Source organism: Vulcanococcus sp. DEBay_Sum22DG08_74 (genome assembly GCF_017852955.1).
Lineage (GTDB): Bacteria > Cyanobacteriota > Cyanobacteriia > PCC-6307 > Cyanobiaceae > Vulcanococcus.
The window spans coordinates 1-15,713 of sequence record NZ_JAFMKL010000035.1 but is presented as its reverse complement, the minus strand read 5'-3'; the positions used below and the strand labels follow the sequence as shown (position 1 = coordinate 15,713).

17 protein-coding genes are annotated in these 15,713 nt (G+C 66.3%); 2 read left to right on the top strand and 15 right to left on the bottom strand.

Features of this window, described 5'->3' with window-relative positions:
- Positions 1-1,275 (top strand): UPF0182 family protein (locus QZ184_RS05745; RefSeq protein WP_296418545.1); only part of this gene is annotated, 1,275 nt, incomplete at its 5' end.
- Between the two features lie 57 nt (positions 1,276-1,332).
- On the opposite strand, the gene fba is transcribed toward QZ184_RS05745, so the two are convergent.
- The 15 genes from fba to QZ184_RS05670 all read right to left on the bottom strand — a co-directional run bounded on the left by fba (position 1,333) and on the right by QZ184_RS05670 (position 14,269).
- Positions 1,333-2,406, bottom strand: a complete 1,074-nt coding sequence (gene fba, locus QZ184_RS05740) for a class II fructose-bisphosphate aldolase (RefSeq protein WP_010317460.1) — start codon at positions 2,404-2,406, stop codon at positions 1,333-1,335.
- A gap of 49 nt (positions 2,407-2,455) precedes the next feature.
- On the bottom strand, positions 2,456-3,565 hold the full coding sequence (locus tag QZ184_RS05735) for a Gfo/Idh/MocA family oxidoreductase (RefSeq protein ID WP_296418543.1): 1,110 nt from the start codon (positions 3,563-3,565) through the stop codon (positions 2,456-2,458).
- An 18-nt stretch (positions 3,566-3,583) separates the two neighbouring features.
- Positions 3,584-3,994 carry a hypothetical protein gene (locus tag QZ184_RS05730; RefSeq protein ID WP_296416081.1) on the bottom strand — a complete coding sequence of 137 codons (411 nt, stop codon included), beginning with the start codon at positions 3,992-3,994 and terminating at the stop codon, positions 3,584-3,586.
- Between the two features lie 5 nt (positions 3,995-3,999).
- Complete coding sequence (gene accD, locus QZ184_RS05725) at positions 4,000-4,875, bottom strand: acetyl-CoA carboxylase, carboxyltransferase subunit beta (RefSeq protein WP_296416056.1); 876 nt, start codon at positions 4,873-4,875, stop codon at positions 4,000-4,002.
- Positions 4,876-4,910: 35 nt separating this feature from the next.
- A complete protein-coding gene (locus QZ184_RS05720; RefSeq protein WP_296418541.1) occupies positions 4,911-5,753 on the bottom strand; it encodes an A24 family peptidase in 843 nt (280 codons plus the stop codon).
- Entirely contained in the window at positions 5,753-6,019 is a 267-nt protein-coding gene (locus QZ184_RS05715; protein ID WP_296416054.1) for a hypothetical protein, read from the bottom strand. The genes QZ184_RS05720 and QZ184_RS05715 overlap by 1 nt, the downstream gene beginning before the upstream one ends.
- Positions 6,020-6,137: 118 nt before the next feature.
- Positions 6,138-7,040 (bottom strand): phosphoribulokinase, encoded by a 903-nt coding sequence (locus tag QZ184_RS05710; protein WP_247478728.1) that lies wholly within the window; start codon positions 7,038-7,040, stop codon positions 6,138-6,140.
- 78 nt (positions 7,041-7,118) lie between these two features.
- On the bottom strand, positions 7,119-8,201 hold the full coding sequence (leuB, locus tag QZ184_RS05705; RefSeq protein WP_247478726.1) for a 3-isopropylmalate dehydrogenase: 1,083 nt from the start codon (positions 8,199-8,201) through the stop codon (positions 7,119-7,121).
- Between the two features lie 27 nt (positions 8,202-8,228).
- On the bottom strand, positions 8,229-9,296 hold the full coding sequence (lpxD, locus tag QZ184_RS05700; RefSeq protein ID WP_010317432.1) for a UDP-3-O-(3-hydroxymyristoyl)glucosamine N-acyltransferase: 1,068 nt from the start codon (positions 9,294-9,296) through the stop codon (positions 8,229-8,231).
- A gap of 47 nt (positions 9,297-9,343) precedes the next feature.
- On the bottom strand, positions 9,344-10,417 hold the full coding sequence (gene proB, locus QZ184_RS05695; RefSeq protein ID WP_247478724.1) for a glutamate 5-kinase: 1,074 nt from the start codon (positions 10,415-10,417) through the stop codon (positions 9,344-9,346).
- A gap of 2 nt (positions 10,418-10,419) precedes the next feature.
- Entirely contained in the window at positions 10,420-10,941 is a 522-nt protein-coding gene (locus QZ184_RS05690) for a YqeG family HAD IIIA-type phosphatase (protein ID WP_296418539.1), read from the bottom strand.
- A 4-nt stretch (positions 10,942-10,945) separates the two neighbouring features.
- Complete coding sequence (locus QZ184_RS05685; protein ID WP_010317427.1) at positions 10,946-11,515, bottom strand: DUF3727 domain-containing protein; 570 nt, start codon at positions 11,513-11,515, stop codon at positions 10,946-10,948.
- Positions 11,512-12,015, bottom strand: a complete 504-nt coding sequence (gene ruvX, locus QZ184_RS05680; RefSeq protein WP_247478721.1) for a Holliday junction resolvase RuvX — start codon at positions 12,013-12,015, stop codon at positions 11,512-11,514. Before ruvX ends, QZ184_RS05685 begins: the two co-directional genes overlap by 4 nt.
- A complete protein-coding gene (locus QZ184_RS05675; RefSeq protein WP_296418537.1) occupies positions 12,015-13,046 on the bottom strand; it encodes a hypothetical protein in 1,032 nt (343 codons plus the stop codon). The genes ruvX and QZ184_RS05675 overlap by 1 nt, the downstream gene beginning before the upstream one ends.
- A gap of 41 nt (positions 13,047-13,087) precedes the next feature.
- A complete protein-coding gene (locus tag QZ184_RS05670; protein WP_296418534.1) occupies positions 13,088-14,269 on the bottom strand; it encodes a F420-0:Gamma-glutamyl ligase in 1,182 nt (393 codons plus the stop codon).
- Between the two features lie 85 nt (positions 14,270-14,354).
- Between QZ184_RS05670 and QZ184_RS05665 the strand changes: the two genes are divergently transcribed.
- Positions 14,355-15,713: PhoH family protein (locus QZ184_RS05665; RefSeq protein WP_296418532.1), on the top strand; the 1,359-nt coding region annotated here is incomplete at its 3' end.

Below are 15,713 nucleotides of genomic sequence, written 5' to 3'. Positions count from 1 at the left end.
CAGGCCCTGCCCCAGCTGGGCCAGAGCCAGAAGCGCGTGGAGCAGTTCCTGCCGGTGGGACGCCCGCGGCTCTACTTCGCCTCCGCTCCCGCTCCCTACGCGATTGCCCCCTCCCAGGTGCGGGAGTTCGACTACCCCGAGGGCGATCTCAACGTCTATTCCCACTACGACGGCCAGGCGGGGGTGCCAATTCATGGGCCCCTGGATCGCCTGATGGCGGCGATCTACCTGAATGAGGTGCGGCTGCTCTTCACCGGCTCCCTGACCCCCTCCTCCCGCCTGCTGGTGCGCCGGCAGGTGAACGAGCGTCTGCAGGCCCTGGCTCCGTTCCTGCGTTTTGAGAGCAAGCCCTATCTGGTGACGGCCCGCGTCGAGGACGACCCCGATTACCGCCCTGAGCACCACCAGTACTGGATGCTCGACGGCTTCACCGAGAGCCGCAGCTACCCCTATTCAGACGCCAACCCCGATGGCATTCGCTACTTCCGCAATCCCGTTAAGGCGGTGGTCAATGCCTACAACGGCGATGTCTGGCTCTATGTGAACGATCCGAACGACCCGGTGCTGCGGACCTGGCAGAAGGTCTTCCCGGATCTCTTCCGTCCCCTCTCAGCGATGCCCAAGGCCTTGCTGGCCCACATCCAGGTCCCCAAGAGTCAGTTCAACATCCAGGCCGAGCGCCTGCTGCGCTACCACGTCACCGACGTGCGCACCTTCTACAACGGTGATGACGTCTGGGCCCTGCCGCTGGAGATCTACGGCGATGCCTCGGCTCCCGTCCGTCCGTATCACGTGACGATGCAGCTGCCCGGTGAGCAGCGTCCTGAGTTTGTGCTGCTGCTGCCCTTCACGCCTCTGAAGCGCCCAAACATGGTGGGCTGGCTAGCTGCCCGCAACGACACCCCCAATTACGGCGAGCTCTTTTTGGTGCGCTTCCCTCAGCAGCGTCTGCTTCTGGGACCTCAGCAGATCTCGGCCCTGATCGAGCAGGACCCGGCCATCAGCTATCAATTTGGCCTCTGGAATCGCGTCGGCTCCCGCCTGCTGCGGGGCAATTTGTTGGCGATGCCCGTTGGCCAGGGCTTGCTCTATGTCGAGCCGATCTATCTGCAGAGCAACAACAACGCCCTGCCCACCCTGGTGCGTGTTGTGGTCACCGACGGGCGACGCTTTGTGATGGAGCCCACCTTTGATGAGGCCCTGGCGCGCCTGGTGTCGGTCCAACCCAATGGGGCCATGCGCGCCTTGACCCTGCCCCAGCCGGTCCTTCCCTAATTCGAGGACAAAAAAAGGGGCCCCGAAGGGCCCCGGTCATTCAGTGCGACGCCTGAATCAGGCGGCCACAGCGGACTTGGGGTCCAGTTCGCCCTTGGCGTAGAGGCCGGCGTAGTAGTTGATGTCGCGCTGCTTGATCTTGCTGGCGTTGCCGGCACACCAGAACTGCTGGTAGCGATCGAGGCAGACCTGCTTCATGTAGGCCCGGGCAGGCTTGTTGAAGTGGCGGGGGTCGAAGTTGGCGGGATCCTTCATCGCGGCTTCACGCACAGCGGCGGTGAAGGCCAGGCGGTTGTCGGTGTCGATGTTGACCTTGCGGACACCGTTGCGGATGCCTTCCTGGATTTCCTCGACGGGCACGCCGTAGGTCTCGGGGATGGCGCCACCGAACTTGTTGATCATCTCCAGCCATTCCTGGGGCACGGAGGAGGAGCCGTGCATCACCAGGTGGGTGTTGGGGATGGCCTTGTGGATCTCAGCGATGCGGCTGATGGCCAGCACTTCGCCGGTGGGCTTGCGGGTGAACTTGTAGGCGCCGTGGCTGGTGCCGATGGCGATGGCCAGGGCATCAACCTTGGTCTTGGCGACGAAGTCGGCAGCCTCAGCGGGGTCGGTCAGCAGCTGGCTGTGGTCGAGTTTGCCCTCGAAGCCGTGGCCGTCCTCGGCCTCGCCCATGCCGGTTTCCAGGGAGCCCAGGCAGCCCAGCTCACCTTCAACGCTCACGCCGATGGCGTGGGCCACGTCCACCACTTCCTTGGTGACAGCCACGTTGTAGTCGTAGCTGGCAGGGGTCTTGGCGTCGGCTTCCAGGGAGCCGTCCATCATCACGGAGGTGAAGCCGTTGGCGGCAGCGCCGAAGCAGGTGGCGGGGCTGTTGCCGTGGTCCTGGTGCATCACGACGGGGATGTCGGGATAGGTCTCAACGGCAGCCAGGATCAGGTGGCGCAGGAAGTTCTCACCGGCGTACTGACGGGCGCCGCGGGAGGCCTGAAGGATGACGGGGCTATCGGTCTCATAGGCAGCCTCCATGATCGACTGCACCTGCTCCAGGTTGTTGACGTTGAAAGCAGGGATGCCGTAGCCGTTTTCAGCGGCGTGGTCGAGCAGCAGCCGAAGCGGAACGAGCGCCATGGGGACACCAATAAGGGATTGGCGGGGATCCTAACCGGCGCCTTTTCCCTTAAACCCTGGCCCTGAGTCCAGCATCCGCAGATTCCAGTGCCAGATCGCAAACCCGCTGGCTCGAGAAGGCTTCCGCGAGACCGGGAACCATGGGTCGGCCCTCGATGGCGGCCTCTGCCCACCACTGGGTGATTCGGCGGACGGCGGCGAGACGGCCATCGGGCCAGGTCTGGGGGAAGGCCAGGCTGGGATCGGGGCTGATCTCCTCCAGGGCCCCGCTGCTGCCGGAGCGCCAAAGTTTGAAGCCGTGGACGTAGTCGCTTTGGTTGCTGGATCCCAGCACCAGGCTGCCTTCGCTGCCATAGACCTCGATCCAATAGCCCCGACCTGGACGGGTCACCGAGCCCAGCGCCACCTGTGCAGGGATCGAGCGGCCCTGGTGGTCCTCCAGCTCCAGTTGCAGCAGGGCGATGTCTTCGGCATCCACGGCCGCCATTCGCCCACTGCCATCGGCCAGGGGGCGCTGGGGAATGGCCATGCTGCGCTGGGCACTCAGGCTGCGGGTTGGGCCAACCAGCCAATGCAGGGTGTCAAAGGCATGGGTTCCGAGGGATCCCAGGACTCCACCGCCGGCGGCCCGCTGGGAATACCAGTTCCAGGGACGGCTGGCGTCCGCCCGACTCCCCATCAGCCAGTCCAATTTCACCAGCCAGGGCGTGCCGACGGCGCCGTCCTGCAGGAGCGCGGCGAACTGTTGAAATTCAGGCACACCGCGGTATTCGAAGTCCACGGCCACGGTCACCCCGGCCTGGAGGGCCTGGCGCTGGAGGGTCTCCACCTGGGCGGCCTCCAGGGCGACGGGCTTCTCGAGCAGCAGGTGCTTCCCGGCGGCAATGGCCGCCTGGGCCAGGGCGAAGCGCGGTTCAGGGGGCGTGGCGATCACCAGGGCATCCACCCGGGGATCGGCCAGCAGGGCATCGAAATCGCTGAAGCCTGGGAGGTCGTGGCTGCGGCAGGCCTGATCGAGCCGCTCGCTGCGGTGGTGCCAGAGGGCCACCGGTTCGGTCAGGGGGCAGTCCCGTAGGGCGGGGAGGTGCACCTTTTCGCCGAATCCCAAGCCAACAAGGGCCACCCCTAAGGGACGCTGTTGGGTGCTGGATCCGGTCACGGCGGCTCGGCGTTGCTGTTAGGAGCCTGCCAGGAGCTCTTCCCCGGCGGCGCAGACCGCTTCGATGGTGGATTCGATCAACCCGTCATTGGCGGAGGCCTGCCACTGGCTTCCCCATTGGGGCAGTCCATTGACCGAGGTGTCGCGGTAGAGGCGCTGCGCGCAGTCCAGCTCCATCACGTAGAGGCTGCTGGCCGGGGGGCGGACCTCCTTGCCATCGGCACCCGCCTCCGGGGTCGGGGGTTGGAAGCGACTGAGCACCGTCAGATTGCCGTTCTTGTTCAGGCGCAGGCTGCCGCGATCCCACCACTGCTGTCCTTCGCTGGTGACGGGCACCTCCTGCCAATCCACCGGGCCCGCGAGGACCGGCTGGGGAAGGCCACTCAGCAGGACCAGCCCCAGCAGGAGCCCGCAGACGGCGCCAAGGATTCGCTTCACGCGGCGACCGCTTTGCTGTAGCCGTGCATCGTCAGCAGGCTGACCAGGGTGCTGCGCAGTTTGGGGCGGGGAACGATGTGATCGACAAAACCGTGGTCCTGCAGGTATTCCGCCGTTTGGAAATCGTCCGGCAGCTTCTCCCGCAGGGTCTGCTCGATCACGCGCCGGCCCGCGAAGCCGATCAAGGCCTTGGGTTCCGCCAGGATCAGGTCGCCGAGCATCGCGAAGCTGGCGGTGACGCCACCGGTGGTCGGGTGGGTCAACAGGGGCAGATAGAGCAACTCAGCCTTGCGGTGGCGTTCTAGGGCCCCGGAGATCTTGGCCATCTGCATCAGGGAGAGCATCCCCTCCTGCATGCGGGCACCACCAGAGGCGCAGACGATCAAGACAGGCGCGCGCTTGGCGGTGGCGGTTTCGATCAGGCGAGCCAGCTTCTCGCCGACCACCGATCCCATCGATCCGCCCATGAAGCGGAAATCCATCACCCCGAGGGCCATCGGAATGCCCTCAACGGTGCACATCCCGGTGATGACGCTGTCTTTGAGGCCGGTGGAGCGCTGGGTGTCGCGGATGCGATCGGCGTAGCTGCGGCGATCCTTAAAGGCGAGGGGATCGGTGGGACACAGTTCGGTGTCGAGGGCCTCAAAGCTGCCCTCATCGACGATCAGACGGATCCGCTCCTCACTAAAGATGCGGTGGTGATAGCCACAGCCGCTGCAGACACTGGCGTTGGCGGCCAGGTCCTTGCGGTAGACCACCAGCCCGCATTCGGGGCACTTGCTCCAGAGGCCATCGTCTTCGCTGACCTCCTGGGCATTGCGCACCGCAGGAGCGGTCTTGCGGCGATCGGCAAACCAGTCGAACAGCGACATGGTGATAGCGGTCTCCGGATGGTCTGATCAGACCATTAAAGGGCGCTCCAGCCCAAGTGCTCGCCCAGCTGTTGCAGCCAGAAGCTGTTTCCAGCCATCCAGACCGCCAGTCCGCCGCCCACCAGGAAGGGGCCAAAGGGGAAGGGTTGGCCGCGCTTGAGCCGGCCGCTGAGCAGACCGACCAGACCAAAGAGCGCCCCGGAGAAGACCGCCAGGGCGATGCTCAGGCCCAATCCCGTCAGACCCAGCCAGGCACCAAGCAGGGCGGCCAACTTGGCATCCCCAAGACCCAGAGCAGGTTTCCCGAGCAGCTTCTGGCCGGCGGCGCTGGTGGCTTCAAACCCCAGTAGGCCAGCGCTTGCAGCCAGGAGATGCCAAAGCAGGAGCTGCGGCTCTGGACCACCGCTTTGGCTGAAGACCGCCAGCAGGCTGAAGACAAAGCCCAGCAGAACCCCGGCGCGGCAGAGGGGCTCCGGCAACCAGAGCTGATCCAGATCAATCAGCAGCAGCGGAAGCAGCAGGGTCACCAGGCACCAGCCGGCCAGCAGCTGCAGAACGGCCGGGGCCTGCCCCAGGGCTTCGGGATGGCCCAGGGCTGCCGCCAGAAACAGACCGCCGCAGAGCAGCTCCACCGCCGGGTAGCGCAGGCTGATGGAGCTGCCGCAGTGGCGGCAACGGCCGCGTAGTAGCAGCCAGCTGAGAACCGGGATGTTCTCGCTCCAGCCCAGGCCCGTGCCGCAGTGGGGGCAGTGGCTGCGGGGCATGACCACGGACTCCTGGCGGGGATAACGCCAGGCGACGACGTTCAAAAAACTGCCGATGCACAGACCCAGCGCAGTGATCAGCAGCAGAACCGTGCTGGGAAGAGTGCTGAGCATCAGAGACCCCGGTAGGGCGAGCGGGAGGGACGGCTGCGGGACGGGCGGGAGCGGACCCAGTCCAGTGGGATGAACTGCTCCTCGGGCAGGAGCACCGGCAGTTCAAAAACCACCCGCCCTTGCCCTGGGCTCAGCACAATCCCCTGGGGCTCCAGGGCCGAGACGGAGCGCTCAAGGAACTGGAAGTAAATCCTCCGCGCCTGGGCAATCACCGCGGCGCTATTGATCCGATCCCAACGGGGTTGCGCAGATACAGAAGAACCCACCGCGCCTCGAATCTCAAAGGAGAGAGGAGCTGGTGGGTTGATACGACTGGGCTGAGGAGCAACCGATGTGGGAGGACCGTGTCCGCCAGTTGCGCCCCAGCCTAGGGGTGAAGTTGGCTCAGGCCAGCTTCTTTTTCTCTTCGATCATGCGGTGAATGATCGGGGTCAGGATCAGCTCCATCGCGAAGCCCATCTTGCCGCCGTTCACCACGATCGAGGTGGGGCTGGACATGAACGAATCGTGGATCATGTCGAGCAGGTAGGTGAAGTCGATCCCCCACTTCTCACGAGCACCCTTGCGGAAGTGAATGATCACGAAGGACTCATCCGGGGTGGGGATGTTCCGGATCATGAAGGGGTTCGAGGTGTCCACGGTGGGGACACGCTGGAAGTTGATGTCGGTCTGGCTGAACTGCGGGCAGATGTGGTTGATGTAATCCGGCATCCGGCGCAGGATCGTGTCAACGGTGGCCTCGGCGGAGTAGCCGCGCTCAGCGTTGTCACGGGAGATCTTTTGGATCCACTCCAGGTTGACGATGGGCACCACGCCCACCAGCAGGTCAGCCAGGCCAGCGACGTCGTAGCCCTCGCCCTTCACGCCACCGTGGAGGCCTTCGTAGAAGAGCAGGTCGGTACCTGAGGGGATGTTCTCCCAGGGGGTGAACTGGCCGGGCTCGAGGTTGGTGCCGAGGCGGGCGTTGTGGTCAGCGGCCTCTTCCACGGAGTGGAGGTAGTAGCGCTTCTGGCCAGCGCCGGTTTCGCTGTAGCTGCGGAAGAGCTCTTCGAGCTTGTCGAACAGGTTGGCCTCAGGGCCGAAGTGGGAGAAGTTCTCGCCCTTGGCCAGGGCCGCGCCCATGGCCTCTTTCATGGCGGCCCGCTCGTAGCGGTGGTAGCTATCGCCTTCCACCACCGCAGGGGTGATCCCCTCGCGCTTGAAGATGTGCTCAAAGGCACGCTTCACAGTGCTGGTGCCTGCGCCGGAGGAACCGGTGACAGCAACAACCGGGTGACGCTTCGACATGCGCAGGGATCGGTGGAACTAGCGGCGAGTTTGGCAGGTCGCGTGGCCAATCCCGCCGATCCGTTGATCCCTGTTGCTTTAGGCCTCGAGGGCGGCCAGCAGTTGATCGCCCATGGCCTTGCAGCCCAGTTGGGTGCAGCCCTCGGCCATCAGATCACCGGTGCGATAGCCCTGCGCCAGGACCCGGTCCACGGCCTGCTCGAGGGCGGTCGCGGCGGCGTCTTGCTGGAGACCCACCCGCAGCATCATCGCCGCGCTCAGCACCATGGCCATCGGGTTGGCCTTGTCCTGGCGCGCGATGTCGGGGGCAGAACCGTGGATCGGTTCAAACAGGCCAGGGCCGCTTTCGCCCAGGGAGGCTGAGGGCAGCATGCCGATGGAGCCGCTGAGCATCGCGGCCTCATCGCTGAGGATGTCGCCAAAGAGATTGCTGGTGAGCAGCACGTCGAACTGACGGGGGTTGCGCACGAGTTGCATCGCGGCGTTGTCCACGTACATGTGGCTCAGCTCCACGCCCGCATAGCTGCTGGCGTGGAGGGCCTCGACGCGATCGCGCCAGAGTTGGCTGACATCCAGCACGTTGGCTTTGTCGACGCTGCAGAGGCGGCCGCTGCGCTGCTGGGCAATGTCAAAGCCCACCTTGGCGATGCGATCGATCTCATCGTCGAAATAGGCCATGGTGTTGAAACCACGCACACGGCCGTCGGCCTCAACGCGGCCCTTCGGAGTGCCGAAGTAGACGCCCCCGGTGAGTTCGCGAACCACCATCAGGTCCACCCCCTCGATCACCTCGCGCTTGAGGGTGGAGGCATCGATCAGCGCCGGGATGATCTTCACCGGACGCAGGTTGGCGAAGAGCCCCATGCCGGAGCGCAGGCCCAACAGCCCGGTCTCCGGGCGCTTCTCGCGGGGCAGGGTGTCGTATTGCGGCGAGCCGATGGCGGCGAGAAGCACGGCATCGGCGGCCTTGCAGGCCTCGAGGGTGCTGGCGGGCAGGGGTTCGCCGGTGGCGTCGATGGCGCACCCCCCCATGGGCTGCTCGTTGTAGACCAGCTCAAAGCCATGGCTGCGGCTGACCGCGTCCAGCATTTGGCGGGCCACCGCCGTGATCTCAGGACCGATCCCGTCACCGGGGAGCAGGGTGATCCGGAAGCTGGTCATCGACGTCCGCCTGGGCTTCGGGGGAGGCTACGGCTTGACTTGTTTTTCCAGTTGGCGGAGCGCCTTGCCGAGCTCGGGCAGCTTGTTGAAGGCCGCTGAGCAGCGCAGCCAGAGGCGGTTGGGGATGGCGGGATAGCCGCTGACGACCTCACCGGCGGCCACTTCCCCATGGACCCCGGACTTGGAGGAGGCGATGGAGCGATCGCCCATGACGGCCTTGTTGGCGAGGCCCACCTGGCCGGCCAGGATCACGCCGTTGCCCAGCTTGGCGCCGCCGGCAATGCCGACCTGGGCCGCCAGGGCGCAGCCCTTGCCCGTGGTGACGCCGTGGCCGATGTGGACCAGGTTGTCGATCTTGCTGCCAGCGCCGATCCGGGTTTCGCCGACGGAGGGGCGATCGATGGTGCTGCCGCAGCCCACCTCGACGGCATCCTCGAGGACCACCAGGCCGGTCTGGGGCATCTTGCGCCAGCCGCTGGCGGTGGGCACAAAGCCAAAGCCTTCACTGCCGACGACGGCATTGGAGTGCACCACGCAGGCGCGTCCCAGTCGGGAGCCGGGGTGCAGGACGGCGCCGGCATGCAGTTCACAGCCATCGCCGATCTGCACGTCGTCGTAGATGACGACGTTGGGGTGGATCGTGCAGGAGGCGCCGATTTGCACGTCGCTGCCGATCACTACGTTGGCGCCGACATGGCTCCCCATGCCCACCACCGCCTCCGGTGCAATCACGGCGCTGGGGTGAACACCCGGAGCCTTGGGGGCACGGGGGTAGAGGGTGTCGAGCGTCTCGGCAAAACCCAGCCGTGGGTCAGCCAGGGCGACCCAGGCCATGCCCTTGGCCGTGGCTTCCGCCTGGGCGGCCTCGCATTCGTTGCCCTTGGCGGGCAGCAGCACGGCGCTGGCGCCGCTGGCATTGAGGGCGGCCGCCAGGGCATTGCCAGCCTCAAGAAAACTGATCTGACCGCTGAGGGCCTGGTCGAGGGCGGCGGCGGCACCCAGCTCCGGGTCCTCCCCGAGGTGGTGCTGAAGGGACTGGATCCCACCTGCGGCCTTCACCTCGCTCAGTTGGCTGAGCAGTTGGCTGAAGCGCATCGGCGGCGGGGGGATGTGCTGCGGATGGTAGGCCGATTTCTCAGGTCTCAGCTTGAGGCGATGACGACGAGGTGATCCCGATGAATGACCACTCCGCTCTGGCCCTGATCCCCCTCCAATTCATCGCTCGCTAGGGCGCTGAGGCCCCGGGCGAGCTCCCGCCCGTCCTCGCCCAGAACCCGCACGGCCTCACGCCGGCCAAAGGAGCCGTCCACGCTGCGGACCCCGACGGCCAGCAGCGAGGCTCCCTGCTCCAGCAGCGCACGCTCCGCTCCGGCATCCACGGTGATGCTGCCCTTGGGCAGCAGGGCATGGGCCAGCCAACCCTTGCGGCTGCTCAGGGGGGTCTCACTGGGGCGGAACAGCGTCCCCAGTTGTTCGCCAGCCAAGACGGCTTCCAGCACAGCGGGATCGCGGCCATCGGCCAGGCGCACCTGAATGCCGCTGGCGGTGGCGATGCGCGCGGCCGAGAGCTTGGTGGTCATCCCGCCGGTGCCCCAGCGGCCCCCGCCTTTGGCCACCCCGGCCAAGGCCTCGATCTCGGCTAGGGACTTGACCTCAGGGATTGGCTTGGCGCCGGCATCGCTGCGGGGATCGCCGGAGTAGAGGCTGTCGATGTCGGTCAGCAGGACCAGCTCATCGGCCTGGATCGCCACCGCCGCCAGGGCGGAGAGGGTGTCGTTATCGCCAAAGCGCAGCTCATCGGTCGCCAGGGTGTCGTTCTCGTTGATCACCGGGGTGACGCCCCAGCTGAGCAACTGCTCCAGGGTGCGGCAGGCGTTCTGGTAGCGGCGCCTGGAGGCCAGATCGGCGCGGGTCAGCAGCACCTGGGCGACGCAGCGCCCGCGGGCGGCAAAGGCCTGGTCGTAGAGGGTCATCAGTCGCCCCTGGCCCACGGCAGCTGAGGCCTGAAGACCCTCCAGCTCCGTCGGTCGCTCGCCCAGTTGCAGGGCCTGGCAACCCAGGCCAACGGCGCCACTGGTCACGAGCACCACGGGCTCCTCCCGTTGCCAGAGGCCGCAGAGGCTGGCGGCTAGGTCGTTGATCACCTGCTCGGTTCCGCGGCTACCGGAGCCCCGCAGAACACTGGTGCCGACTTTGATGACCCGGCGCATCCCCATCGTCAGGAGAGCTCCGCTCCAGCCAGTTGGGCCAACTTCACCTCAAAGCGCTGCCAGTGGTCATGGCGGCAGGGCTGACCGGCGGCGTCAATCGGTTTGACCAGCACGGTGTACATCCCGAGTCGATTGCCGGCCAGCACATCGGTGAACACCCGATCGCCGACCATCGCGACCTGGGCGGCGGGGAGATCGAGCTGTTGCAAGACCCGGCGCAGGGGGGAGCGCCGCGGCTTACCGGCGCTGGTGGTGAAGTCCACGCCCAGACGCTCGGCGACGCCGCCAATGCGGGCCCGGGAGGGGTTGTTGCTGAAGAGGTGCAGCGGCACGGTCTCCTGCGCCCGTTTCAGCCAGGCCTCCATCGGTTCGGGGAGGCTGGAGCCTCGGTGGGGCAGCAGGGTCCGGTCCACATCCAGCACCAGGGCCCTGATCCCCTGGGCCAGCAGGCCATGCAGGGGAAGGTCCACCAGGGTTCCAGCCGCCACCAGATTGGGCTGCAGCAGTTCGGAGACGGAAAGGCGGGTCACCGAATCAGTCGTCACCGAGCTCGCGGTCCTCGAGTTCTGCCTCGATCCGGGGCTGAACGCGTTCGAACTCCTCGCCCTCCACCAGCACGCCCTCGCCGTTTTCCATGCGGGCCACGACAAAGAAGGGATCCAGGGGGATGAACAGGCCGTATTCCTTGTCCTCGGCCCGGAACTGGATCAGCATTTCGTAGAGGTCGGTCTCATCGTCCTCATCGCCGTCGAGCTCGTCCTCGTCGTACTCCTCGGGATCGGGTTCCTCCAGGTCCCCGCTGACGGTCAGGGTGACAGCGGAGCGCACGAGGGTCAGGTCGTGCTCCTGCAGTACCACATCGGCCACCGAGAGGATCGGTTCGGCATGGCTGAGCTCTTCGATGACCTCGTCTTCGCCGTTCTCGTTTTCGGCGATCTGCACCAGGCAGACCGGGGTGTCGACGGGGGTCAGCAGGGCGTAGTCCTTGCCGTCCAGGGGAATCAGTTGCTCAAGGAAGCAGAGCAGCTGGCGCCCGCTCTGGTCCCGCACCAGCACGGTCGGGACATCACCGGTGCCGTTGATGCTGGGGCCGTCAGTGCTCATGGCGCATGGGGGAGATGGCCTAAGGATGCCTGGGCATCGGACTCCAGGCCATGGGCTGGGGTCGCCTTGCTGACCGCTGCCGGCTCCGGCCCCTCCTGGAGCCACTGCTCGAGCAGCAGGGCGGCGGCGGCGCTATCGAGGGCGCCGCTGCGGTCCCCCCGCAGCCCAAAGCGCTCCCCGGCATCCCAGCTGCTGGCGTATTCATTGACAAAGGCCAGGGGGAGGGCCAGGTCCCGGGCCAGGCGTTCGCCGTAGCGGCGGCAGTGCTCCGCTTGGGCAGTGGGTTGTTGCTGGGCATCCAGTGGGAGTCCCACCACCAGGGCCAGGATCCGCCGTTCCCGCACCAAGGCCTGGAGCTGCTGCAGGTCCGCGGGATAGCGGCCCCGGTGCAGCGCCGGAAGGGGTTTGACCGTCAGGCCCAGGGGGTCACAGCCGGCCAGGCCGATGCGTTTCCGGCCGACATCCAGGGAGAGCACCGAGCGGGGTGCGGGGGCGGCCATCAGCGCTCGAGGGGCGTTGGGATTGGCTTCTGACCCGGCTGCAGCTGGCCAAGGACCGCCTCCAGCTTGCGGCTGACCCCTTGGCTGGTTTGCGGGGCATGGCGGCGCCAGACGCTGCGGGCCATCACCACCTCTTCCCCTTCGGGCGCCATCCCCAGGCTTTGCAGCCATTGGTTGTGCTCGTGCTTGAGGACATCACTTCGGATGAGGACTTCACCGAGGCCCTGGGCGCTCTGCTCCAGCAGCAGGTGCAGGGGTTGCCCCAGCAGGTGCTGCCAGCCGGGGTGGAGGCTCAGCTCCAGTTCTGGGATCTCTCTGCTGCCGGGGCGCAGCCGCCGGACCCCGGCCACCGCCTGCTGGCGACTGGTGTCCATCAGCATCCAGCTGGGCTGTTCGCTTTGATCGAGCAGATCGTCCACGCGGCGATCAAGCAGTTGCCGCAACTGCGCCGGCAGGGCGGCCTGCTCGAGTTGCCACATCGCCAGGGCGCTCCGCCGATTGAGCGGCAGCAGCTGCAAGTCCGAGGGCAGGGCGCGATCGAGCGGTTTCTGGGGCGGTTCCCAGCGCCAGAGGGTTTCGTGGCGGAGTTGCTGGAAGCCCTGTTGCCGCAGGAGACCCAAGCGATTGCTGTCGGTGCTGGGGCTGGTGGCGATCCAACTGGCGGCGCTCGGACTGCCCTGGATGGCGGCGCGCACCAGGGCGGCCTCAATCGCCATGCGTCCGGCTTCTCCGGCCTCCAGGCTGGCCTCACTGCTGCGCAGGTGTTGGATCTGCCAGCAGCTGCCGCTGCGGTTCAGTCGTTGACTGACAACCAGTCCCAGGGGGGTCTGGGGGTCGCGGAAGGCCACGAAGGTCTCCGAGGCCAGGGCCGGTCGCGGGGCGAGACGTTGCAGCAGCCGCTCGGGCCCCTGCAACAGCAGGGATCGCTGCAGCAGAGGCAGGAGATCGCTGAAGCAGGGTTCCTGCAGAAAAGGCAGCTGCCATCCCCGCAGCGGCTTCACCTGAAGGCTTGGTTGAGCAGCTGAGGACACGGCGGCGCCGAAGGGGCCTCCTTCAATGGTATGGGCGATTGCTAGTTCGGGCGAACCAGCACCAGTGGGGTGCGCTCGTTGGCGTTGCCGGCGGGGTTGGGCTTGAGGGCCCGCTCCAGCAGCGCCTCATCGCAGCCGGGGCTGGAGGCCAGCACCTTGACCCGACCGAGGTCGTTGACATCCACAACGGCGACGGCGACGCCGAGCTCGGCGGCCAGTTGGCGGCAGACCTCGCTGCTTTGAACCGGACCCAGGACGATGGTCTGGTCGTAGGGCGGGGTGGTGCCGGTGACGTCGTCGATCAGGCGGGCCTGTTCACCGGCCAGCCGATAGAACCAACCCTTGGAGCCCACGAGCTTGAGGGCGGTGCCGGCGAGCCAGGCACAGAGCACGCGCGCCGGACCGACGTTGTCGATCAGGGTCTGCAGGCCGCAGGCGGTGGCCAGGGAGCTGGTGGGGTGGAAGACCCGGCAGAGCAGACGGGCCAGGCTGGAGGGCTGCAGGTTGGCCGGGTGGTTGTAGCGGCCCTGCATGACCGCCAGCGGGGTCTCGCCGATGGTCAGGACATCCCCGGGCTGCAGCACGGCGCCGGCGTAGTGCTGCAGGACCTCGGCGGGATCGTCGAGGGTTCCGAGCAGATGGGTGCGAATCGGCAACACGCTGCAGCGATTACCCTGGCGCCAGCTGGCGCTGGAGCTCTGCGCTGGGGCGGGACGCCGCAGGGGGATCAGCACCCCATCGCGTTGTTGCAGCCGGCCGAAGGGTCCGTAGTTGATCCAGAGGATCTCCAGCCAGAGGGTGTCCAGCAGGTTTCGCAGGTCGCTGCCGGCTGGGGCCTCAAGCGTGATCAGCGCTTCGGCTTGTGTGGTCTTGCGCCCTTTGACGATGTAGGCGAACCAGTAGCCATCGGCGCGGGCCTCCTCATCGGGGTGCTGCGGGCTGAGGCTGCAGCGCACGTTGACCCCAGAGAGGTCCGCGCGTCCAAGCAGGGTGGGTTTGAGTTCAATCTCGGGAACAAAGACCTCCATCCGCCGGTGTGGGTTGCGGATGCTCAGGGTTCCCTTGACCTGCCATTGGCTGTCGGAGACCCGTTGCACCTTCCAACCGCTGCTGCTGAGCCGCAGGGGTGAGGCGGGCCGCAGGCGATGGCGCAGCTCCAGCCAGAGCAACGCCAACCCAAAGACCAGGGCGGCGATCAGGACAACAGCAAACAGGGCGGCCAACGGCGGAGCTTTGCGTTCTGCGGGAGCGTAGGTGGTGCAGCAGAAAAACCCGCTTAGCGTTTCGGCATTGCGGTGGTGAGCCCCGATGCGCAAGACCTTCGTTCTCGATACGAATGTGTTGCTGCATGACCCCCAGGCCCTCACACGCTTTGAAGACAACGCGGTGGTGATCCCGATCGAGGTGGTCGAGGAGATCGACCGCTTCAAGAAGGACCCCTCCGAGAAGGGCCGCAATGCCCGCCAGATCTCGCGCCTGCTCGATGCCCTGCGGGAGAAGGGGAACCTGGCGGATGGCGTGCCGATTGATGAGGGCAGTGGCGGCACGCTGCAGGTGGTCTTCTGCCGCAGCGAGACCCTGGCCCAGTTGCCGCCGGAGCTCAAGGGCGGCAGCGGTGACAACAACATCCTGGCGGTGGCGCTGGAGCAGCTCCGCTCCGGCTTGATTGCCGATCAACCCCCGGTGGTGCTGGTCACCAAGGACACCAACCTGCGGATCAAGGCCGATGCCGTCGGCCTGACCGCTCAGGACTACACCACTGACAAGGTCGACATCGCCGACCTCTACGCCGGGGTCAGTGAGCTATCGGCCAGTGCAACGGCGATGGACACCCTCAAGAGCGAGGGGGGGCTGCCGCTCACGGAGCTTCCCTCCGCTGAAGGTGCCGACCTACAGGCCAATGAGGGGGTCACCTTGGTGGATCAGGCCCAACCCAATCACACGCTGCTCGCGCGTTTTGATGCCCAGCATCAGCGGCTGGTGCCGCTGCAGCGCAGCACGCGGGCCCGACTGGGCAAGGTCTCGCCCCGCAACCGCGAGCAGACCTTTGCCTTGGATCTGCTGCTGGATCCCTCGGTGCAACTCCTGACCCTGGTGGGTAAGGCCGGCACGGGGAAAACCCTGCTGGCCCTGGCGGCGGGACTGCACCAGGTGGCGGATGAACAGCTCTATGAACGCCTGCTGGTGACCCGGCCGGTGATCTCGCTGGGCAAAGAGATCGGCTTTCTGCCCGGCAGCCTCGAGGAAAAGATGGGCCCCTGGATGCAGCCGATCATCGACAACCTTGATTTCCTGCTCGGCAATAGCCCTGAAGAGGAGGGCCGTTCGGGAGCCAAGGGCGCCTCTGGGCCTGCGAATCGTGCCGGCACCAATCGTGCCCCCCGCAGCAACTGGACGGACCTCAAGGGGATGGGGCTCCTGGAGGTGGAGGCGATCAGCTACATCCGCGGTCGCTCGATTCCCCGCCAGTACATGGTGGTGGATGAGGCCCAGAACCTCACCCCCCACGAGGTCAAAACGATCGTCACCCGCGTGGGCGAGGGCACCAAAATCGTCTTCACCGGTGACCCGTATCAGATCGACAATCCCTATGTGGATGCCGAGAGCAATGGCCTGACCTGGCTGGTGGAGCGCTTCAAAGGGCAGCCGCTCGCGGGCCACATCACC